This window comes from Clostridium sp. CAG:43 (genome assembly GCF_000434655.1).
GTDB classification, from domain to species: domain Bacteria; phylum Bacillota; class Clostridia; order Lachnospirales; family Lachnospiraceae; genus Otoolea; species Otoolea fessa.
On record NZ_FR895115.1, the window covers coordinates 8,464 to 26,710 of the forward strand.

Genomic DNA, 18,247 nt, shown 5'->3' on the forward strand with positions numbered 1-18,247 from the left:
GAAAATTCTATGAAATTAATGAAAACAACTGAGGCAGTCGGACAGGTACTCTGCCATGACATGACGCAGATTATTCCGGACGTGACGAAGGACGCCGTATTCCGCAAGGGACATATCGTGCGTGAGGAGGACATCCCGGTACTGCTTTCGATTGGAAAAGATCATATTTATGTCTGGGAAAAGGACGATACAAAATATCATGAGGACGAGGCGGCGGACATTCTGCGCGGCATCTGCCAGAATGAGTATATGCGTGCAACCGATCCGAAGGAAGGCAAGATTGAGCTGATTGCGGAGTTGGACGGTCTGTTTCAGGTCGATGAAGAACGCCTCTTAAAGGTCAACAGCCTGCCGGAGATGATGATCGCGACCCGCCGGACGAATTTCCCGGTAAAAAAAGGTGATAAGTTAGCCGGAACCCGTGTGATCCCGCTGGTAATTGAAAAAGAAAAAATGGAAGAGGCGAAGAAGGCAGCAGGTTCAGAGCCGCTGTTAAAGCTGCTTCCGTATAAAAATAAGAAAGCGGGCATTGTGACGACCGGAAATGAAGTGTTCTATGGACGGATTGAGGATAAATTTGGCCCGGTCATCCGGGAAAAGCTTCAGGAATTTGGTGTGGAAGTTCTGGGACAGAAGATTATAGGGGACAATCCGGATAAAATCACGGAGGCAATTCAGGAATGGCTGGATCAGGGCGCCGATTTTGTTGTCTGTACCGGCGGCATGAGCGTCGATCCGGATGATACGACACCGAGCGCGATCAAGCAGACTGGGGCGGAGGTTGTCTCCTACGGCGCGCCGGTACTTCCGGGAGCGATGTTCTTGCTGGCATATACGAAGGACGGAAAGCCGATCATGGGACTTCCGGGCTGCGTGATGTATGCGAAGAGGACCATCTTTGATCTGGTGCTGCCGCGTGTGATGGCAGATGTGCCAGTGACAAAAGCGGATCTGGCGAAAATGGGCGCAGGTGGTCTGTGCTTAAATTGTCCAACCTGTATTTTCCCGAACTGCGGTTTTGGTAAATAATCGAGCCAGAGAGAGGCGATGAGGCAGCAACCACGATGGCACAACTGCGAAATGAGAAATGGATGGCTCATGCAGTATAAAAGAGAGGAAGTGCGTGATATGAATCTGTATGGGGAGATTCTGAAAAAACTGGAGGGGACGCCGTGTCTGGCGCTCGAGAGAAGCTTTGTGGGAGAAGAGGGAAATCTAGCAGATATGCGCTGTGAACTGAAAGAAGGCGCAGAGGCATCGGAGATTGGAAAAGAAGCCCTGACACAGGGGCAGCCGGTCTGTGGGCGCGCCGGAAGCAGTTGGAATGTGGCGGAACCATTTTTCCCGAAAGAGCGCCTGATTATTCTCGGAGGTGGCCATGTGGCTCTTCCGGTGGCAGAATTTGGCGCGCGCGTCGGATTCCTGGTAACTGTGGTGGACGACCGTCTTTCCTTCGCGAATCCGGGACGTTTCCCGATGGTGGAGAAGGTGATCTGTGATGACTTTGGACATGCAATTGAAGAACTCAAGATTCAGGAGAGTGACTATATCTGTATCGTCACGCGCGGACACCGCCACGATGCGGACTGCCTGCGGATGATTGGAAAAGGAAAAGAGCCGGCATATCTCGGCATGATCGGTTCGAGACGCCGCGTCGGCATTGTGAAACAGGAGCTTCTGGAAGAAGGCTATGCTCCGGAGCGGATGAGCCGTTTAAAGAGCCCGATCGGTTTAAAGATCGGCGGTGTGACACCGGAGGAGATCGCGATCTCGATTCTGGCGGAGATCATACAGGTAAAGCGCATGGATCGGGAAGACAAACGTGTGAAAAACCGTTCCGATCTGGATTTTGATGTGCTGAAACGCCTGGCAGAGGAGCCGAATGAGCCGAAAGCAGTGGTCACGGTGATTGAATCAAAGGGATCCTCCCCGCGCGGGGCAGGTGCGAAGATGATCGTCTACCGGGACGGACGGATTCTCGGCAGCATCGGCGGTGGCTGCAGCGAGGCGGCAGTGCTGGGCGAGGCGCGTTCCCTGATCGGAAGCGGCAGGTACAAAGTAGTTCATGTGGATCTGACCGGCGAGGCGGCGGAAGATGAAGGAATGGTCTGCGGCGGCATTATGGATGTGCTGGTGGAAGACTTTGCCACGGATCGGGAACCGTGTGACCGGTAAGGAAACCGAAACGGCGGCGTATTTGAATAAAAGCAGTTTCAAATACATGAAAAATTAAAAGATAAAAACAAAATATATGAAAAATTATTGTAATAATTTCATGAAAATAGACGAAAGGGTTTGAAAAGAAAAACGAAATAATTCATGGAAATAAAGGGCGGATGCAGAAAAACGACTCGTTATTTTTGAATGTATATAACGAGCTCGAACGTTGAATAAGAATCATAGTAAAGATTGACAAAAAAAGTGCTACGTGCTACTATTTGGTTAGTAAATATCATTATAATTTTCCGAAAATAACGGAAGAGTAAAAAACACATTGTTACGGTGTGAGAAATTGGAACGGGGAGGACGCCGGAAGCGTGTGTGTGAAATGAGGGAGGAACCAAGATATGAGAAAAACGTGGGCACTCGTATTGGCAGCAGCGATGGCGGCAGCATCCCTGACCGCATGTTCATCCAGCAAACCGGCTGAGACAGCAGCACCGGAAACGGAGGCAGAGGCAGCTGAGACAGAAGAGACCGAAGCAGAAGCAGAGGCAACCGGCGACCAGCAGGAGATTCTGGTAGCGGCAGCAGCCAGCCTTCAGTACGTTATGGAAGACAAGATTCAGCCGGCATTTGAGAAAGAGAATCCGGACATCAAGCTGAGTTTTACCTTTGACAGTTCAGGAAAGCTGCAGACCCAGATCGAAGAGGGCGCAGATGCAGACGTATTCTTCTCCGCAGCGATGAAGCAGATGAACGCGCTGGAGGACGAGGGACTGGTTGATGCAGATTCTGTCGTAGAGCTTCTGGAAAATAAGATCGCCCTGATTGTTCCGAAGGATTCCACACTGGAAATTACCGGTTTTGAGGATATCACAAAGGCAGAGAAGATTGCACTTGGCGATCCGGAGAGTGTTCCGGTTGGACAGTACTCCAAGGAAGCATTTGAGAACCTGGGTATGTGGGATGATGTAGAGGCTAAGGCAAGTTTTGGTACCAACGTAACCGAGGTTTTAAGCTGGGTAGCAGCCGGAAGCGCTGATGCAGGTATCGTATACCTGACCGATGCAACCACCAGCGATCAGTTTGACCAGGTAAAGGTTATCGGATATGCACCGGAAGGAAGCGTATCGAAGGTTATCTATCCGGTTGGCGTTGTAAGCGCAAGCATAAAGAAAGATGCAGCACAGAAGTTTGTAGATTATCTGGGAACCGATGATGCGCTCTCCTTCTTTGCGGAGTATGGCTTCACAGCAAATAAATAAGCCGGGAGCGATGGCTGTCTGGGATATGCAGCCGACTGTGTGGACAGAAAACAGGACGGCGAAGGACAGACAGTGAACCATGTATGGAATAAAATCCGCCGCAGAATGCAGGGTCCGTTGAAAACCAGGTGTTCTGCGGCAGTTTTTATCTCAGTCGAGAAGACTCCCACCTCTTCAGGTGGTGAGTAATAGCAAATTTGTCTCAGTGGGAGTTGGGTCTCACGGACGTTCGACTTGATTCACAGGAAAGGTGGAAGAAAGATGGACTGGTCTCCGATATGGATATCGATGAAAACAGCAACGCTGTCGATCATTATTACGTTTTTTCTGGGAGTCTGGATGGCGCGGCTGGTGGTATCGGCACGCTCTGAGAAAGTGAAAATGGTGCTGGACGGCATCCTGACGCTTCCGATGGTCCTGCCGCCGACGGTAGCAGGCTTCTTCCTGCTGATGATTTTCGGTGTAAAACGACCGCTCGGACAGCTGTTTCTGGAATTGTTTGGCGTCAAGATTGTATTTTCATGGGCGGCAACGGTGATCGCGGCGGTGGCGATCTCATTTCCGCTTATGTACCGGGCAGCGCGCGGCGCGTTTGAACAGGTCGATGTGACGCTTATCTATGCGGCTCGGACGCTGGGATTTTCCGAAAGCCGCATTTTCTGGAAGGTGATTCTGCCGTCGGCGATGCCGGGCGTCCTCAGCGGCGCGATCCTTGCCTTTGCGAGAGGACTGGGCGAGTTCGGTGCGACCGCGATGCTGGCGGGCAATATCGCCGGAAAGACGCAGACACTGCCGCTTGCCATCTATTCACAGGTGGCGGCTGGAAAAATGTCGATGGCATACCAGTATGTGTGGATCATCGTGGTGATTTCCTTCCTGGTCGTCGTGCTGATGAATGTGCTGTCGCGGCGGGATATGCGCGGACGCAGCAATCATAAAAAGAAAGATAACAGTGTGGAAGCGGGCGGTCAGGATGCAAAGGTTTCGGTGGAACTGTTTGCGGACAGGGAAGCGGATGCACAGAAGGGAGGCGCGCGATGAGCCTGCAGGCGGCAATCAAAAAGAGATTTTCCGGCTTTTCGCTGGACGTATCGCTTAACACCGATGGCGGCGTCATGAGCATTCTCGGCGCTTCCGGAAGCGGCAAGAGCATGACGCTCAAGTGTATCGCCGGAATTGAGACGCCGGACGAAGGGCGGATCGTGTTAAACGGCAGGGTGCTCTTTGATTCGGAAAAGCACATCAACCTGCCGCCGCAGAAGCGGAAAGTCGGTTATTTATTCCAAAATTATGCATTGTTTCCGAATATGACCGTAGAAACCAACATTGCAGCGGGGCTTTCGGGCAGCAAGGAGGAAAAACAGGAGGCAGTTGCCCGCATGATCCGTCTCTTTAAATTAGAAGGGCTTGAAAAAAGGTATCCGTCCCAGCTTTCCGGCGGACAGCAGCAGCGTGTGGCGCTGGCGCGCATTCTCGTCTATGAGCCGGATGTGATCATGCTGGATGAACCATTTTCGGCGCTTGATTATTATCTGAAGGAACAACTGCAGTTCCAGGTGCGCGAGGTACTCCGCGGGTACACGGGCGATGTGCTGATGGTCAGCCACAGCCGGGACGAGGTCTATCGGTTCTGCGAGAAGAGCATCATCTTAAACCGCGGACAGGTGGCGATGAAGGGAGAGACGCGGGCGATTTTCCAGAAACCGGAAAATGTCACTGCGGCACGCTTGACAGGCTGTAAAAACTTCAGCCGGATCCGGCGGATCGGCGAATATGAGGTGGAGGCGCTCGACTGGGGACTCACGTTTCAGACCGAAGAAGCGGTTGCCGCGGAGCATGCCTATATCGGCATCCGGGCGCACCAGTTTTACCCAGCGCGCGGCAGTGCGAATGAATTTACGTGCGAGTGGGGGGACACACTCTGCCAGCCATTTGAGTGGGATGTTTTGCTGCGTCCGGTGGAAAATGCAGGGGCAGCGGGTGACAAAGAAAATGCACTGGAACGCGAGGTGATCTGGTGGAAGGTAGACTATAAGCAGAGTGATTCACTAAACCAGTATCAGCGCGGAGACCGCGTCCGGCTGGGAATTGCACCGGGAGATATCATGCTTTTAAAAGAAGGTTAGAATGATAGAAAAGGGGATATGTATGGCAGATGGGAAAACAGGCGCGATTATCCTGGCGGCAGGGCGGTCGGCGCACATGGAAGAATTAAAGCCGATGCTCCGGATGGGGCAGACCACGATGATACAGAGGGAGATCGACACGATCCGGCAGGCGGGGATCTCGCCGATCGTCGTCGTGACCGGGTATCAGGCAGATGTGCTGGAACGTCATATTTCACACCGCGGTGCGGTCTGTATCCGAAACAAGCGGTATGAGACATCGCAGATGTACGGCTCAATCTGTATGGGACTGCGCCATATCCAGAAAAAAGCCGATCGGGTGCTGTTGTTCCCTGCCGACGTGCCGATGATCACGGCGGACACAATCGAGAAGATGGCGCAGGCGCCCGGAAGCATGGCAGTACCGGTCTGTCAGGGGAAAAAAGGACACCCGGTCATGCTGTCGAAGGAAGTGTTTGGACATATCTTAACGTACCGGGGCGGAAAAGGACTCCGCGGCGCAATGGATGCGTGGGGCGAAGGTGTCCGGGAGATCGAGGTTGAAGATCCGGGTGTTTTACTGGACACCAACACGAAAATGGACTATGAATCGCTGCTTGCCTACGAAAAAGACAGGCAGAAGCGCGGGGAGCTGGCATTTCAGGCGTCGATTTCGCTGAGCCGCGAGGAAGAATGCTTCAGCGCGCTGACGGCGGATTTTCTGGAGGCAGTTGCTGAGAGCGGTTCAATGCTCGGTGCCTGTCAGATCCGGGATATTTCCTATAGCAAGGGCTGGAAAATGCTCAAGATCGCAGAGGCGCAGCTGGGAATCCAGTTTTTAGAGCGCCAGACGGGCGGAAGCAAGGGCGGATTTTCTGTGCTGACGCCGGAGGGAAAGGCGTTTTTAGAAAAATTCCGCCGGATGGAAGCAGCAGTGCAGGCGGCAGCAGAAGCAGCGTTTGAGAAAATCTTTCTGGAGCCGGAAGAAGAGGAAAAGGAGGATACAGATGGAAGAGAAATTAACGCATTTTGATGAAAAGGGAAATGCGATCATGGTAGATGTAACGGAAAAGAAGATTACCAGCCGGACGGCGACGGCATCCGGCAAGATTCACGTCAATGAAGCTGTCATGAAGGCGGTTCTGGAGGGAACGGTTGCCAAGGGCGATGTGTTGGGGGTGGCGCGTGTGGCGGGAATCATGGCGGTGAAGCAGACCGCACACCTGATCCCGATGTGCCACACACTTCTCATCACGAAATGCAGCGTGGATTTTGAGGTGGATGAAAAAGAACTGACGATCAAGGCACTTTGTACTGCTAAGCTGGAAGGAAAGACCGGCGTCGAGATGGAGGCGCTGACCGGCGTCAGCGTGGCGCTTCTGACCATTTATGATATGTGCAAGGCGATCGACAAGCGGATGGAGATCGGAGAGATACATCTCGATGCAAAATCGGGAGGAAAGAGCGGGGAATTTGTGCGATGATAGACGGATACGGCAGAACGATCGACTACGTCCGGATCTCCGTGACCGATCGATGCAACCTGCGCTGTGTGTACTGTATGCCGGAGGAAGGCGTCGGCAGCATTTCCCATGAAGAGATCCTGCGGTTTGGTGAGATCGAGAGGGTCTGTCAGATTCTGGCAGAGAACGGCATTCAGAAAATCAAGCTGACCGGAGGCGAACCGCTGGTGCGCCGGAGACTGCCGGAGTTAGCAGCAGCGTTAAAACGGATTCCGGGAATCAAGAGCCTGACGATCACGACGAACGGTGTTTTATTAGAAGAAATGTACGATGCGCTGGCGGACGCGGGGGTTGATTCAGTCACGATCAGCCTGGATACGCTGGATGCGTCGGTGTACCGGCAGCTCACACGCCGGGATGAGATCGAAGCGGTCAGACGCGGCCTTCGGACGGCTATCCAGAAAGGCAGGATGCAGATCAAGATAAATTGTGTGCCGGTGCTTGGGATCGAGGAGCAAAAGCTTTTAGAGGTGGCGGAACTGGCGAAAAACCATAACGTGCACGTGCGTTTCATCGAAATGATGCCGATCGGCATGGGAACGCAGTTTGCCTTTGTGAAAGAAGATGCGTTGAAGCATGCGATGGAAGAGGCATTTGGAACCTTTACCCCGTGCGGGGACGTGGCAGGAAATGGTCCGTGCCATTATTTCGCAGTCCCTGGCTTTCAGGGGCGGATCGGTTTTATCAGCGCGGTCAGCCATAAATTCTGTTCCGAATGCAACCGGATCCGGCTAACCTCAGAAGGATTCTTAAAGACCTGTCTCCAGTATGACAATGGGGTAGAATTAAAGACCATTCTGCGTGGCGGCGGTACCGATGAAGACCTGCGCCGGGCGATCGGACAGGCGCTTGCGGAAAAGCCGAAGGGACATAATTTTGAGAAAAAGACGGAATTTACGGATCGGGAACACCGGGGAATGTCCCAGATAGGCGGATAAGCAGGGTGTTTGTGAGGATTATGGTTTCTGCGGTGAAAGTGTGAGCCGGCGGAATGTTACAAGTGAAATATCGTATATGAAATATGAAATCGGAAAATTTATGGATAAAGAAAAGGGGAAACAATCATGGGAAAAGTAATCGCAACGTGTACCAGTGAAATCAAAGGTGTTCAGAAGAAAAATGTCCATCAGGTCTGTCTTATCGAGGACTATGGAATCGAGGGTGACGCCCATGCGGGCAAATGGCACCGTCAGGTCAGCCTTCTTTCATATGACCGGATTCAGGAATTCCGCGCGCGTGGTGCGAAAGTCGAGGACGGCGCGTTCGGTGAAAATCTGGTCGTGGAAGGAATCGATTTCAAGACGCTCCCGATCGGGACAAAATTTAAATGCAACGACGTCGTGCTGGAATTGACACAGATCGGAAAAGAATGCCACCATGGATGCGCTATCTTCCAGGCGATGGGCGATTGTATCATGCCGCGCGAGGGCGTATTTACAAAGGTGCTGCACGGCGGCGTGATCAAAGAGGGAGATAATCTGGAGATTCTGGAAGAAGCGTAGGAAAGAGATCAAAGAGAGGTGGGAAACCAATGAGAGCAGCAATTATTACATCCAGTGACTCCGGGTACGCGGGAAAACGGGAGGACGTGAGTGGTCCGGTAATCGCAGAAATGGTGAGAGAGGCTGGTTATGAGGTGGTCTGGCAGAAGGTGCTGCCGGACGACCAGGCGATGTTGGAAGAGGCGATGAAGGAGATCTGCGATGAGGGAAAGGCCGATCTGCTCTTAACAACGGGCGGAACGGGATTTTCTCCGCGCGACGTGATGCCGGAGGCGACGCTGGCGGTCGCGGAACGGATGGTTCCGGGTATCCCGGAGGCGATGCGGGCATACAGCTTACAATTTACAAAGCGGACGATGTTAAGTCGAGCGGCAAGCGGAATCCGCAAACGCACGCTGATCGTCAACCTGCCGGGCAGTCCGAAGGCGGTGCAGGAGTGTCTGGAATACATTCTGCCGCAACTGGATCATGGATTAAAAATCCTTTTGGGGCTTGATGGGGAATGTGCTAGAAAGTAGGGAAAGCAGCAAAAACGAAGATGGAAAAACAGATATAATATATAAAACGATGTATGCTAATAGCGAGGACTTTCAAGTCCTCGCTATTTCAACGATGGTCAGCTCATTTGTGGCTGAATGGAATGACCACAAGAAATCTACTCCATTTAGTCATGAATGTTCAGTTCAGGAATTACTTACTCGATGCGGAGCATCCGATAGCCGATTCCGATGTGTGTTTGTATGTATTGCTGCCCGTCTTTTCCGCGTTCCAGCTTTTTGCGCAGGGTTGCCATGAACACCCGCAGAGAAGCGATATCGTTTTCCCAACTGCTGCCCCAAATCTGCTGCGTGATATAGGTGTGTGTCAGAACCTTACCAACATTTTTGGAGAGCAGGCACAGCAACTTGTATTCGATGGGTGTCAGGTGTAGCTCTGTGCCGTCAAGATATGCGCAGCCTGCCGCATAGTCGATTTTCAGCGCACCATTCGTAAAAATCGGAGAATCCTGCACGGAGTCTGTTTTCATCATCGACAGTCTCCGCTGCGTCACCCGCAGTCGTGCCAACAGTTCGTCCACGGAAAAAGGCTTCGTTAGATAATCATCCGCCCCAGCATCCAGCGCCCCGATTTTATCGGAATCCTCTGTTCTGGCGCTGATCACAATGATCGGCATATTCGACCACGACCGGATTTTTTGGATGACTTCTACGCCGTCCATATCCGGCAGCCCCAGATCAAGCAGTACAATGTCCGGGTTGTGAGACAGCGCTTCCATCACGGCACTTGCGCCGTTTTGCGCCGAAAGATACCTATATTCGTGAGTTTTTAGTGTCATCGTTATTAAATTTCGCACCGGGGTATCATCTTCTACAACGAGGATGAGCGGCTTATTCATTTAAGTTCACCTCACTAAGTGGTATTGTAAAGGAAAAGATGCAGCCATGCGGCGAATTGTCTTTCAACGTCATTTCACCATGATGTGCATGAACAATAGTTTGACAGAGCGTAAGTCCTAGTCCAAGACTTCGGCGGCTGTCGCCAATTGGATTGCCCCCAGTAAAGAACATTTCAAAAACACGTTCCTTCAGTTCATTCGGAATACCGGGACCGTTATCGCTGACACATATTTCAGCCATATTTTCTCGCGGGATTGCCGTGATCCAGATGTTCGAGCCAACTGGAGTATATTTGACTGCGTTATTCACCAGATTGATGAGCACCTGCATGATGAGTCCTGCGTCCATCCGTGCCAGCAACAGTACGTCTCCGCAATCTACTGCGATGTGATGTTCTGCCGCTCTTCGGTCAATATGCCTGAGTGCTTCCGATATGATGTCATCCACGACCTGATCAGAAAGGCGCAGCTTTACGCTGCCGTCTACAATTTTCGTAATGGAAAGCAAGTTCTCAACCAGTCCCGTCAGCCATTGTGCATCGTCATAAATGTCCGTAAAAATCTGTTTCCGTGTCTGCTCATCCAACACGTCATAGCTGTGCAGCAGCGTATCTGCGTTGCCGGAAATAGAGGTCAGTGGTGTTCTGAGATCATGAGAAATCGAACGCAAAAGATTGGCGCGAAGCTGTTCGTTCTTTGCAAGAACGGCAGCTTCTTCCTTTTCTCTGGCATTTCGCAGGTTATCCAGCGCCAGAGAGCACTCGCCGAGGATGGAGAACAGAACGCTGGATGTAAATGCGTCAGGCTGCGTTTGCTTCTCCATCGGAATCCCGACAACACCGTAAATCTGCTGCCCGGTACGGATGGCAAGATACAGCCGTTTTGCCTTTGGAAAGTTTTGCGTCGTTGCTCCGGCGCGCTTGCGGTTTTGCCAGACCCATTGAACCACGTTCTGTTCCCGGTCGGTATCTGGGATACTGTATGGGCTACTTCCGTCAGCCGGATAAATGTTCCCATCCAGCAGAGCGCTGCCCTGTGTCGGGTAAATCAGAACATCTCGCTGCATGAGCTTTTGTATCTGTGTCGCGGTCATCCGATAGACCTCCTCCGGCGTTTCCGCCTTTTGGAGCTGCATGTTCATATCAAAAAGGAGCTTCGTGCGATAAGCGTCCCGTGCGGATAGCTGTGCGTGGGCTTTGAGCTTGGCCGCAAGTGTACTTGTCAAAAGTGCAGCTGCGAACATGACGGCAAAGGTTATTGGGTATTTGCTGCCATAGGCTGCCAAAGACAGCCGGGGCTCCGTCAGAAAATAATTGAACAGGAGGACACTCAAAAAAGCGGACAGCACACCGCAGGTATATCCGCTGGTAAAAGTGGAAGTCAGAAGCACACCCAGCAGGTAAACCATGATGATATTGTCATTTGCAAAGCTGAGCCGCAGAAAGATCCATCCGATGACCGTCGTAGCTGCCAGAATTCCGATGGTCAGAAGTAGTTCCCGGGCGGTCGGAAACGCTGGGCGGATAGTAAGCGGCTGATTTCTGCGGCAGTTCTTATAGGCTTCCACATCCGGAATAATATAAATATCTACCTCCGGTGCAAGCGTAATGAGCTGTTCTGTCAGCGTCGATTCGCTCCAGAAATGCCGCCGCTGTACGCCGCTTCGCCCAATCACAATTTTGGTCACATCAGAGAGCCGCACATATTCCGCGATCTGTGTCGCCACATCTTCACCATGCGTTGTGACAATTTCTGCGCCAAGCTGCTGCCCCAGACGCATATTCGCCTGCAAACGGACGGTATCTTCCGCGTTCATATCAGCGTCTCCGGGGGTCTGCACGTAGAGTGCGGTAAGACTGGCGCAAAATGCCTGTGCCATTTTCCCCGCCATTCGTACAATGCGTTCATTGGATGGAGACGAGGACAGGCACACAAGAATATGTTCTTTTGGTATTTCGCTTCCTTTATTCTGCACATTTTCACCCCCTCTTAAACAATATTATAGCACCAAAATGTGGAGGTTTCTACTGCGCCCAATCGGATTTGTTGTCCGGAAAAGAAATTTGCTCTGAATCATAGATCACGATTTCTACATGGGCATGACTATTGCGAAACTGAGAAAATGTTTCCTCAAGTTCGTCAGGAGAAATATTTCCGACTAGATGCACGCACGGTTCAGCCTGCTGTTGTTCAGACGATTCTTTGATGCGCTTCTGATTTTCGTCCAGAAAGCGATCCAGCCGTTTCATCAAAAACCAGCCGAACAGGAACATTAGCGCCGTCCCAGCGATCAAAACGCTATCTTCCATATACCCTCACCGTCCATTCAGATTCGGAAGCACTTTTGCAGCGCTTTGTATTCGCCCAACGCTAAAATCGTTATTTCCCCGGACAGCACCGTATCCGGCGTAATGGAAGCGTCGATTTTTCCTGAATGTTTGATGCCGAGAATGTTAATGCCATACTTTCTGCGAATATCCAGTTCACCAACACTTTTGCCGATCCACCCTGCCGGAACTTCTACTTCAAAAATGGCGTGCTGCTCGTCGATCTCTATGTAGTCGAAAATATGGTCGGCAGTGTATCGGATCGCTGCCCATTTTGCCACCTGTTTTTCCGGGTAGACTACCTGGTCGGCACCGTTGCGAAGCAGAAACTTTGCCTGCACATCACGCTCGGCACGCGACACCACGCACTTCGCCCCCAGCTCTTTCAGCAGCGAGGTGGTTTCCAGCGAGTTCTGAAAGTTCCCGCTGATGGTCACGATGCAGACATCAAAATTTCCGATGCCAAGAGAGCGAAGAAACTCCGCGTTTGTACTGTCGCCAATTTGTGCGTTGGTGACATATGGCAGCACATCATTGATTCGTTCCTCGTTTGTATCGACCGCCATGACCTGATGCCCCAGCTGAGAAAGCTGTACTGCGATATGCCGCCCGAAGCGACCTGTGCCAATCAATAGAATGTTTTTCATGTGAAAAGTCTCCTTATCCAATCGTGATTTTTTCCTGCGGCAGCTTTGCATTCCCTGCTTTTTTGCTGGAAAATGTCGCATAAATGAGGGTAAGACCGCCGACTCTGCCCAGATACATGAGCGTGATCAGCACCATTTGCGATGGAATGTGCAGCTGCGGTGTAATACCAAGTGTCAATCCCACTGTCCCGACCGCCGATGCCGTTTCATACAGGCAGGCAGACAGCGGAAGATTCTCATATGCGCTGATAAAGACAGCACCGCTAAAGAACAGCATCAAGTACATCGTCAGAATGGTCGCGGCGGTCTTGATGGCGCTGCAATCGACTCTGCGTCCGAAAAATTGGGCACTATCGCGCTGGCGGAAGGTTGCAGTGGCATTGGCAAGCAGAACCGCCAGTGTTGTTGTTTTCATGCCGCCTGCTGTAGAACCTGGAGAACCGCCGATCAGCATCAAAAGGATTATTACGCCCTGTGATGCACCGGACATCGTGGAAAGATTTACCGTGTTGAAGCCCGCTGTCCTCGGCGTGACAGACTGAAAAAAGGATGCCAGCAGCCGGTTTCCGGCGGGAAGCGCGGAAAAGTCTGAAAAGAAGAAAAACATAGCAGGCAGAAAAATTAAAAAACCTGTCGTGACCAGAATCACCTTGCTCTGCATTCGGTAGCGATGAAACCGCCACTTGTTTTCAAAGATGTCATCCCACGTCAGAAATCCAATACCGCCGATCACGATCAGCAGCATAATCGTGATATTGATTACCGGGCTGTCCGCGTAGCCGGTAAGAGATGGATAGCGGTTGCTTTCTGTCCCAAGAATGTCAAACCCGGCGTTGCAAAAAGCGGATATGGAATGAAATACCGCCATCCAGATGCCGCGCCATCCATAGTCCCGGCAGAATACCGGCAGCACAGCAAGCGCTCCCAGCAGCTCAATCAGAAACGTCCCTCGCAGGATGAAGCGTGTCAGACGGACGATTCCGCCGACCTTTGGTGCTGAAATTGCATCCTGCATGGTGCTGCGCTGCATCAGAGAAATTTTTCGCCCGGACAACAGCGCAAACGATGCTGCTACGGTTACGACACCAAGACCACCAATTTGGATCAGTGCCAGAATAACCGCCTGCCCAAAGGTTGACCAGTAGCTGCCTGTATCCTGTACTACAAGCCCTGTCACGCAGACGGCAGAGGTCGCAGTAAACAGCGTTTCATTGAATGGAGTTACATTCTCTCCAGTCGTGGAGATCGGCAGCATCAGCAGTAGCGCTCCGAGTAGAATGACCCCGGCAAAACCCAATGTGATAATTTGAAAAGACGAAAGACGGCGCTTTCGTCGAGTAATCTCTTCCGGCATAAAGGCAGCTCCTTATTTCTGTGATGGTTCATATTATACAGCTGGAGATTTTAAGAGCGGATAAGGGAGATTTAACGATGTATTAAGATTGAATAAAGATGAGGAGATTGCTTGTGCAGATTGGGCAAGATGGTTTATTTCAATCGCTTTATTTGCGGAAGTGGGCTGCGAAGGTTGAGGAAGGAATTACGATGAAAACCCGGAAAAGTGTGCCGAGATATGAGTAGGATGCTGGAAAATATGTGTTTTTGGTTGTATACTGTGTATGTGAATAAAATCGGGGGAGTAACTATCAGAAAAGTTCGCCCGGAATCGTCTGGAAAAATTTCGGGTAAACGGAGAGGAGAAAGAGAGGATAGAAGTTTATGAAACTGGGATTTATTGGGACGGGAATCATTACGACGTCCGTCGTGACTGGATTCTGCGAGAGCGGAATGGAGAATCTGCAGATCGTTGTATCGCCGAGAAATAAAGAACGGGCGCAGATGCTGCATGAGAAATACCCGGAGATCGTGTCGGTCGCGGCGGATAACCAGGAAGTTGTGGACCGGTCGGACTGGGTCTTTGCGGCGCTCCTTCCGAAGGCGGCGGAAGATATCTTAAAACCGCTTCATATCGGACCGGAGAAGAAGTTTATCAATCTGGTTGCAACGCTGAGCTTAAAGCGCATCGAGGAAATGTTTGGATCGAGAGAGATTCTGGCGGATGTTGTGCCTCTGACCTTCGCGGCGAACCGCTTCGGACCGGTGGTGATTTACCCGGATATCCCGGAGGTAGTCGATCTGATGAGTCACGTCGGCAAGCCGGTTCCGGTCGATACGCCGAAGCAGATCGCGATCCTTAGGAGCACGACGGGCCTAATGAGCGCTTACTATATGCTTCTGACCGTCATTATCCAGTGGTGTGAGAGAAACGGGCTGGATGAGCCATCCGCACGGGCATACATCACCGAATTTACTGGGGCGCTGTCCCGCAAGGCAGCGACGTGGGACGGGGATCTGGAAGACCTTGCCAGAGAAATGACACCGGGAGGACTGAACTGGATGGCGCTGACGCATCTGGAGGAAAAGGATGCGTATACGCCTTGGACGGAGATTCTGGGGCCGATTTTGGAGAAGGTTATAAAAGAATAGAGTCGAGGTGGAAAAACTCGGGGCGCACATTTCTCACGCCCCGAGTTTTTCTTTTAATAAAGTGTGAGTATTCTAAAAAAGTAGTTGCTTTTTTTAAGAAGGAATGATAGTATATAGAAAATACTTTAGCACGCTACCATGATAGCAAGATAAATAAAAGTGATGGGAGCTATAACGGCAGGATATAGACGAGCGGGTGATTGTCCGGCAGATTTTGTTGAGGCGGGGCGGTTGCGGCGGCAGTTGAGAGGAGATAGAGCATGAATTTAGAGATTCAGAGCCTTCGGAGGGCGGAGGCGGCGACGCTTCGCCTGAGAGGTCTTTATGAGAGCTATGGATACCGTAAGTACCGGATGGGGCGGTTTGAGGAATATAGTTTGTATGCAGCGAATAAGAGCTTCCTGTTAGGCGAAAATGTACCGACGTTTACGGATCTGGACGGACGCTTGATGGCTCTCAAGCCGGACGTGACGCTGAGCATCGCGAAGAACACCAAGGCAGATAAAAATACGTGCGAGAAGGTCTATTATCTGGAGAGCGTGTACCGTGAGAGCAAGGAAAGCCACACTTACAAAGAGATCAGCCAGATGGGACTGGAGTGCATGGGCGGCGTGGATGACTGCGTGATCGCGGAGGTGCTGGCGCTGGCGCTCAAGAGTCTGGCGGATTTTGAGACGGACTATGTGCTCAAGATTTCCAACATGGATTTCGTGGTGGGACTGATGGAAGAGCTTCCGGTCAATGCCGATCAGAAAGATATCATTTTAGGGCTGATCCGGACGAAAAACCGCAGCGGGCTGGAAAAACTGTGCGTGGATCTGGCACTGCCGGAGGGCGATACAGAGAAATTGATGAAGGTTTCCGGGCTGTACGGAGAGTTTGGGCGGGTGCTGGCAGAGGCAGGTGCGATCGCGGATACGCCGAAAATGAAGGAGGCGGTTGCACTTTTATCCCGCCTGTATGAGGTTTTGGAGGCGATGGGACTGGGCGGACAGCTTGACAAGGTGCGGCTGGACTTCTCGATGATCAATGACATTGAATATTATAACGGTATTATTTTCCAGGGATTTTTAGACGGTCTGGCACGCCAGGTTCTTTCCGGCGGCCAGTACGACGGCATGATGGCAAAATTAGGAAAGAAAGCCGATGCGATCGGATTTGCCATCTATTTAAAAGAGCTGGAGCGCCTGCCGGAAAAGAGCATCCGCTACGATGTCGATGCGCTGGTACTCTATGAGCCGGATGTCGATGTAGTGCGCCTGTGCCAGGCGGTTGAAAGCCTGCGCCGTCAGGGACTGCGTGTGCGGGTGGAGAAAGCTGTGCCGGAGGATCTGCGTTACTGCTATCTGTACCGGTATGACGGACGTCTTTCCCTGGAAGAGGACCGGGAAACTGCCTTTCAGGAGAATGGAAAGGAGGGCGCGAGATGTTAAACATAGCACTGCCAAAGGGAAGACTGGGCGATCAGGTGTATGAGCTTCTGGCGTCGGTCGGATATGACTGCAAGAGTATTTACGACGAAAATAGAAAACTGGTGTTTGAGAACCCACAGACGGGTGTCCGCTACCTGCTCGTAAAGCCGAGTGATGTGGCAATCTACGTCGAGCACCATGCGGCAGACGTCGGAATCGTCGGAAAAGACATTCTGATGGAGAGCAACCCGGATGTATACGAGCTTCTCGATCTGGGACTTGGAAAATGCCGGATGTGCGTGGCTGGAAAAGAGGATTACGTCGAGGACAAAGACCGACCGGTGCGCGTGGCAACGAAATTTACGAATATTGCGAAAGAGCATTACGCGAAGCTGGGACGCGATATTGATATTATCAAATTAAACGGAAGCATTGAGCTGGCGCCGATTCTGGGGCTTTCGGACGTCATCGTGGATATTGTCGAGTCGGGCAGCACGATCCGTGAAAATCACCTGAAAGTGCTGGAAGAGTTCCTGCCGATCAGCGCCCGTTTCATCGCCAACAAGAGCAGCTTTGAGTTTAAAAACAAGCAGATCACCGAGATGGCGGAGAAGCTGAAGGGCGCGGTGGAAGCACACCAGAAGAAAAAGGAACAGGAAAAGAAAGAAAAAGAAGCAAAAGAGAAAGCGGAGAAAGAAACCGCAGCAGAAGATAAAAAGGAGGCGTAGGCAGATATGAGCCGTTTTTTGAGCAAAGCAAGCGAATCACTTCTTCCGTATACACCGGGTGAGCAGCCACAGGGGCGGAAATTTATCAAGCTGAACACAAACGAATGCCCGTATCCGCCGAGCCCGAAGGTTGCGGAGGCGATTCTGGCGGGGTATGAGGAAAATTCTTCTAAAATTATGCCGCTGGAACTTGCAAATTTACGCCTTTATTCGGATCCGGAAGAGCGCGTCCTCATCGAGGCGATCGCCGACCACTACGGCGTGGGAACAAACCAGGTCATCGCGGGCAATGGTTCTGACGAGATTTTAGGTTTTGCATTCCGGGCATTCTGCGACCAGAACGCGCCGCTTCAGTTCGCGGATCTGACGTATGGCTTTTATCCGGCACTCTGCGGGCTCTATGGAATCCCGTTCAAGGTAGTTCCGCTGGAGGAAGATTTTACCTTAAATATCGAACCGTATAAAAATTGCGGAAATAATGTGATCATCGCCAATCCAAACGCCCCGACAGGCATGAACCTGCCGCTTTCTGCGATGGAGGAAGTAGCGGCGTCCAACCCGGACCGCGTTGTGATGGTGGATGAGGCGTATGTGGATTTCGGCGGCGAATCGTGTGTATCACTGCTTCCGAAATACGAAAATCTGGTGATTATCCAGACCTTTTCCAAATCCCGCAGCTTAGCCGGCGCGCG

General features: G+C 51.6%; 19 protein-coding genes. 14 read left to right on the top strand and 5 right to left on the bottom strand.

Going from position 1 to position 18,247, the window contains the following annotated elements; genetic code table 11:
* Positions 1-9 precede the first annotated feature (9 nt).
* From QVO97_RS11595 to QVO97_RS11640, 10 genes are all read left to right on the top strand, one after another.
* A complete protein-coding gene (locus tag QVO97_RS11595; protein ID WP_288189758.1) occupies positions 10-1,029 on the top strand; it encodes a molybdopterin-binding protein in 1,020 nt (339 codons plus the stop codon).
* 69 nt (positions 1,030-1,098) lie between these two features.
* Entirely contained in the window at positions 1,099-2,175 is a 1,077-nt protein-coding gene (locus QVO97_RS11600; RefSeq protein WP_288189751.1) for an XdhC family protein, read from the top strand.
* A gap of 392 nt (positions 2,176-2,567) precedes the next feature.
* On the top strand, positions 2,568-3,428 hold the full coding sequence (gene modA / locus QVO97_RS11605) for a molybdate ABC transporter substrate-binding protein (protein WP_022360481.1): 861 nt from the start codon (positions 2,568-2,570) through the stop codon (positions 3,426-3,428).
* 288 nt (positions 3,429-3,716) lie between these two features.
* Entirely contained in the window at positions 3,717-4,469 is a 753-nt protein-coding gene (gene modB / locus QVO97_RS11610) for a molybdate ABC transporter permease subunit (protein ID WP_369678425.1), read from the top strand.
* Positions 4,466-5,554, top strand: a complete 1,089-nt coding sequence (locus QVO97_RS11615) for a sulfate/molybdate ABC transporter ATP-binding protein (RefSeq protein ID WP_022360483.1) — start codon at positions 4,466-4,468, stop codon at positions 5,552-5,554. The genes modB and QVO97_RS11615 overlap by 4 nt, the downstream gene beginning before the upstream one ends.
* 1 nt (position 5,555) lies before the next feature.
* The gene (locus tag QVO97_RS11620; RefSeq protein WP_022360484.1) at positions 5,556-6,566 is read left to right on the top strand and encodes an NTP transferase domain-containing protein; all 1,011 of its coding nucleotides are present in this window, start codon (positions 5,556-5,558) and stop codon (positions 6,564-6,566) included.
* Positions 6,541-7,017, top strand: a complete 477-nt coding sequence (gene moaC / locus QVO97_RS11625) for a cyclic pyranopterin monophosphate synthase MoaC (protein ID WP_022360485.1) — start codon at positions 6,541-6,543, stop codon at positions 7,015-7,017. The genes QVO97_RS11620 and moaC overlap by 26 nt, the downstream gene beginning before the upstream one ends.
* Positions 7,014-7,994 (top strand): GTP 3',8-cyclase MoaA, encoded by a 981-nt coding sequence (gene moaA, locus QVO97_RS11630; RefSeq protein WP_022360486.1) that lies wholly within the window; start codon positions 7,014-7,016, stop codon positions 7,992-7,994. The genes moaC and moaA overlap by 4 nt, the downstream gene beginning before the upstream one ends.
* Positions 7,995-8,120: 126 nt before the next feature.
* Complete coding sequence (locus QVO97_RS11635) at positions 8,121-8,558, top strand: MOSC domain-containing protein (protein ID WP_022360487.1); 438 nt, start codon at positions 8,121-8,123, stop codon at positions 8,556-8,558.
* 29 nt (positions 8,559-8,587) lie between these two features.
* A complete protein-coding gene (locus tag QVO97_RS11640; protein WP_022360488.1) occupies positions 8,588-9,076 on the top strand; it encodes a MogA/MoaB family molybdenum cofactor biosynthesis protein in 489 nt (162 codons plus the stop codon).
* Between the two features lie 176 nt (positions 9,077-9,252).
* Here QVO97_RS11640 and QVO97_RS11645 read toward each other — a convergent pair whose 3' ends face one another.
* The 5 genes from QVO97_RS11645 to QVO97_RS11665 are packed head-to-tail and all read right to left on the bottom strand — an operon-like array spanning position 9,253 to position 14,282.
* The gene (locus QVO97_RS11645; protein ID WP_022360489.1) at positions 9,253-9,954 is read right to left on the bottom strand and encodes a response regulator; all 702 of its coding nucleotides are present in this window, start codon (positions 9,952-9,954) and stop codon (positions 9,253-9,255) included.
* Positions 9,947-11,929, bottom strand: a complete 1,983-nt coding sequence (locus tag QVO97_RS11650) for a DUF4118 domain-containing protein (protein WP_022360490.1) — start codon at positions 11,927-11,929, stop codon at positions 9,947-9,949. Before QVO97_RS11650 ends, QVO97_RS11645 begins: the two co-directional genes overlap by 8 nt.
* Positions 11,930-11,978: 49 nt before the next feature.
* Complete coding sequence (locus QVO97_RS11655) at positions 11,979-12,263, bottom strand: hypothetical protein (protein WP_022360491.1); 285 nt, start codon at positions 12,261-12,263, stop codon at positions 11,979-11,981.
* Between the two features lie 17 nt (positions 12,264-12,280).
* Positions 12,281-12,979, bottom strand: a complete 699-nt coding sequence (locus QVO97_RS11660; protein WP_270487840.1) for a potassium channel family protein — start codon at positions 12,977-12,979, stop codon at positions 12,281-12,283.
* The gene (locus QVO97_RS11665) at positions 12,942-14,282 is read right to left on the bottom strand and encodes a TrkH family potassium uptake protein (RefSeq protein ID WP_022360493.1); all 1,341 of its coding nucleotides are present in this window, start codon (positions 14,280-14,282) and stop codon (positions 12,942-12,944) included. Before QVO97_RS11665 ends, QVO97_RS11660 begins: the two co-directional genes overlap by 38 nt.
* 365 nt (positions 14,283-14,647) lie before the next feature.
* Between QVO97_RS11665 and QVO97_RS11670 the strand changes: the two genes are divergently transcribed.
* The 4 genes from QVO97_RS11670 to QVO97_RS11685 all read left to right on the top strand — a co-directional run.
* The gene (locus tag QVO97_RS11670; protein WP_022360494.1) at positions 14,648-15,415 is read left to right on the top strand and encodes an NAD(P)-binding domain-containing protein; all 768 of its coding nucleotides are present in this window, start codon (positions 14,648-14,650) and stop codon (positions 15,413-15,415) included.
* A 260-nt stretch (positions 15,416-15,675) separates the two neighbouring features.
* Complete coding sequence (locus QVO97_RS11675; RefSeq protein WP_022360495.1) at positions 15,676-16,848, top strand: ATP phosphoribosyltransferase regulatory subunit; 1,173 nt, start codon at positions 15,676-15,678, stop codon at positions 16,846-16,848.
* Positions 16,842-17,555 (top strand): ATP phosphoribosyltransferase, encoded by a 714-nt coding sequence (hisG, locus tag QVO97_RS11680; RefSeq protein ID WP_022360496.1) that lies wholly within the window; start codon positions 16,842-16,844, stop codon positions 17,553-17,555. Before QVO97_RS11675 ends, hisG begins: the two co-directional genes overlap by 7 nt.
* Positions 17,556-17,561: 6 nt before the next feature.
* Positions 17,562-18,247, top strand: a 686-nt coding sequence (locus QVO97_RS11685) for a pyridoxal phosphate-dependent aminotransferase (protein ID WP_288189752.1), incomplete at its 3' end; no start/stop codon positions are given.

Bases quoted from the DNA above. Each gene is read 5' to 3' on its own strand.
- QVO97_RS11615 (WP_022360483.1), top strand. From the start codon at position 4,466: ATGAGCCTGCAGGCGGCAATCAAAAAGAGATTTTCCGGCTTTTCGCTG.
- moaC (WP_022360485.1), top strand. From the start codon at position 6,541: ATGGAAGAGAAATTAACGCATTTTGATGAAAAGGGAAATGCGATCATG.
- QVO97_RS11640 (WP_022360488.1), top strand. From the start codon at position 8,588: ATGAGAGCAGCAATTATTACATCCAGTGACTCCGGGTACGCGGGAAAA.
- QVO97_RS11635 (WP_022360487.1), top strand. From the start codon at position 8,121: ATGGGAAAAGTAATCGCAACGTGTACCAGTGAAATCAAAGGTGTTCAG.
- QVO97_RS11670 (WP_022360494.1), top strand. From the start codon at position 14,648: ATGAAACTGGGATTTATTGGGACGGGAATCATTACGACGTCCGTCGTG.
- QVO97_RS11620 (WP_022360484.1), top strand. From the start codon at position 5,556: ATGATAGAAAAGGGGATATGTATGGCAGATGGGAAAACAGGCGCGATT.
- QVO97_RS11675 (WP_022360495.1), top strand. From the start codon at position 15,676: ATGAATTTAGAGATTCAGAGCCTTCGGAGGGCGGAGGCGGCGACGCTT.
- hisG (WP_022360496.1), top strand. From the start codon at position 16,842: ATGTTAAACATAGCACTGCCAAAGGGAAGACTGGGCGATCAGGTGTAT.
- modA (WP_022360481.1), top strand. From the start codon at position 2,568: ATGAGAAAAACGTGGGCACTCGTATTGGCAGCAGCGATGGCGGCAGCA.
- QVO97_RS11595 (WP_288189758.1), top strand. From the start codon at position 10: ATGAAATTAATGAAAACAACTGAGGCAGTCGGACAGGTACTCTGCCAT.
- QVO97_RS11600 (WP_288189751.1), top strand. From the start codon at position 1,099: ATGCAGTATAAAAGAGAGGAAGTGCGTGATATGAATCTGTATGGGGAG.
- QVO97_RS11655 (WP_022360491.1), bottom strand. From the start codon at position 12,263: ATGGAAGATAGCGTTTTGATCGCTGGGACGGCGCTAATGTTCCTGTTC.
- QVO97_RS11660 (WP_270487840.1), bottom strand. From the start codon at position 12,979: ATGCAAAGCTGCCGCAGGAAAAAATCACGATTGGATAAGGAGACTTTT.
- moaA (WP_022360486.1), top strand. From the start codon at position 7,014: ATGATAGACGGATACGGCAGAACGATCGACTACGTCCGGATCTCCGTG.
- QVO97_RS11665 (WP_022360493.1), bottom strand. From the start codon at position 14,282: ATGCCGGAAGAGATTACTCGACGAAAGCGCCGTCTTTCGTCTTTTCAA.
- modB (WP_369678425.1), top strand. From the start codon at position 3,717: ATGAAAACAGCAACGCTGTCGATCATTATTACGTTTTTTCTGGGAGTC.
- QVO97_RS11645 (WP_022360489.1), bottom strand. From the start codon at position 9,954: ATGAATAAGCCGCTCATCCTCGTTGTAGAAGATGATACCCCGGTGCGA.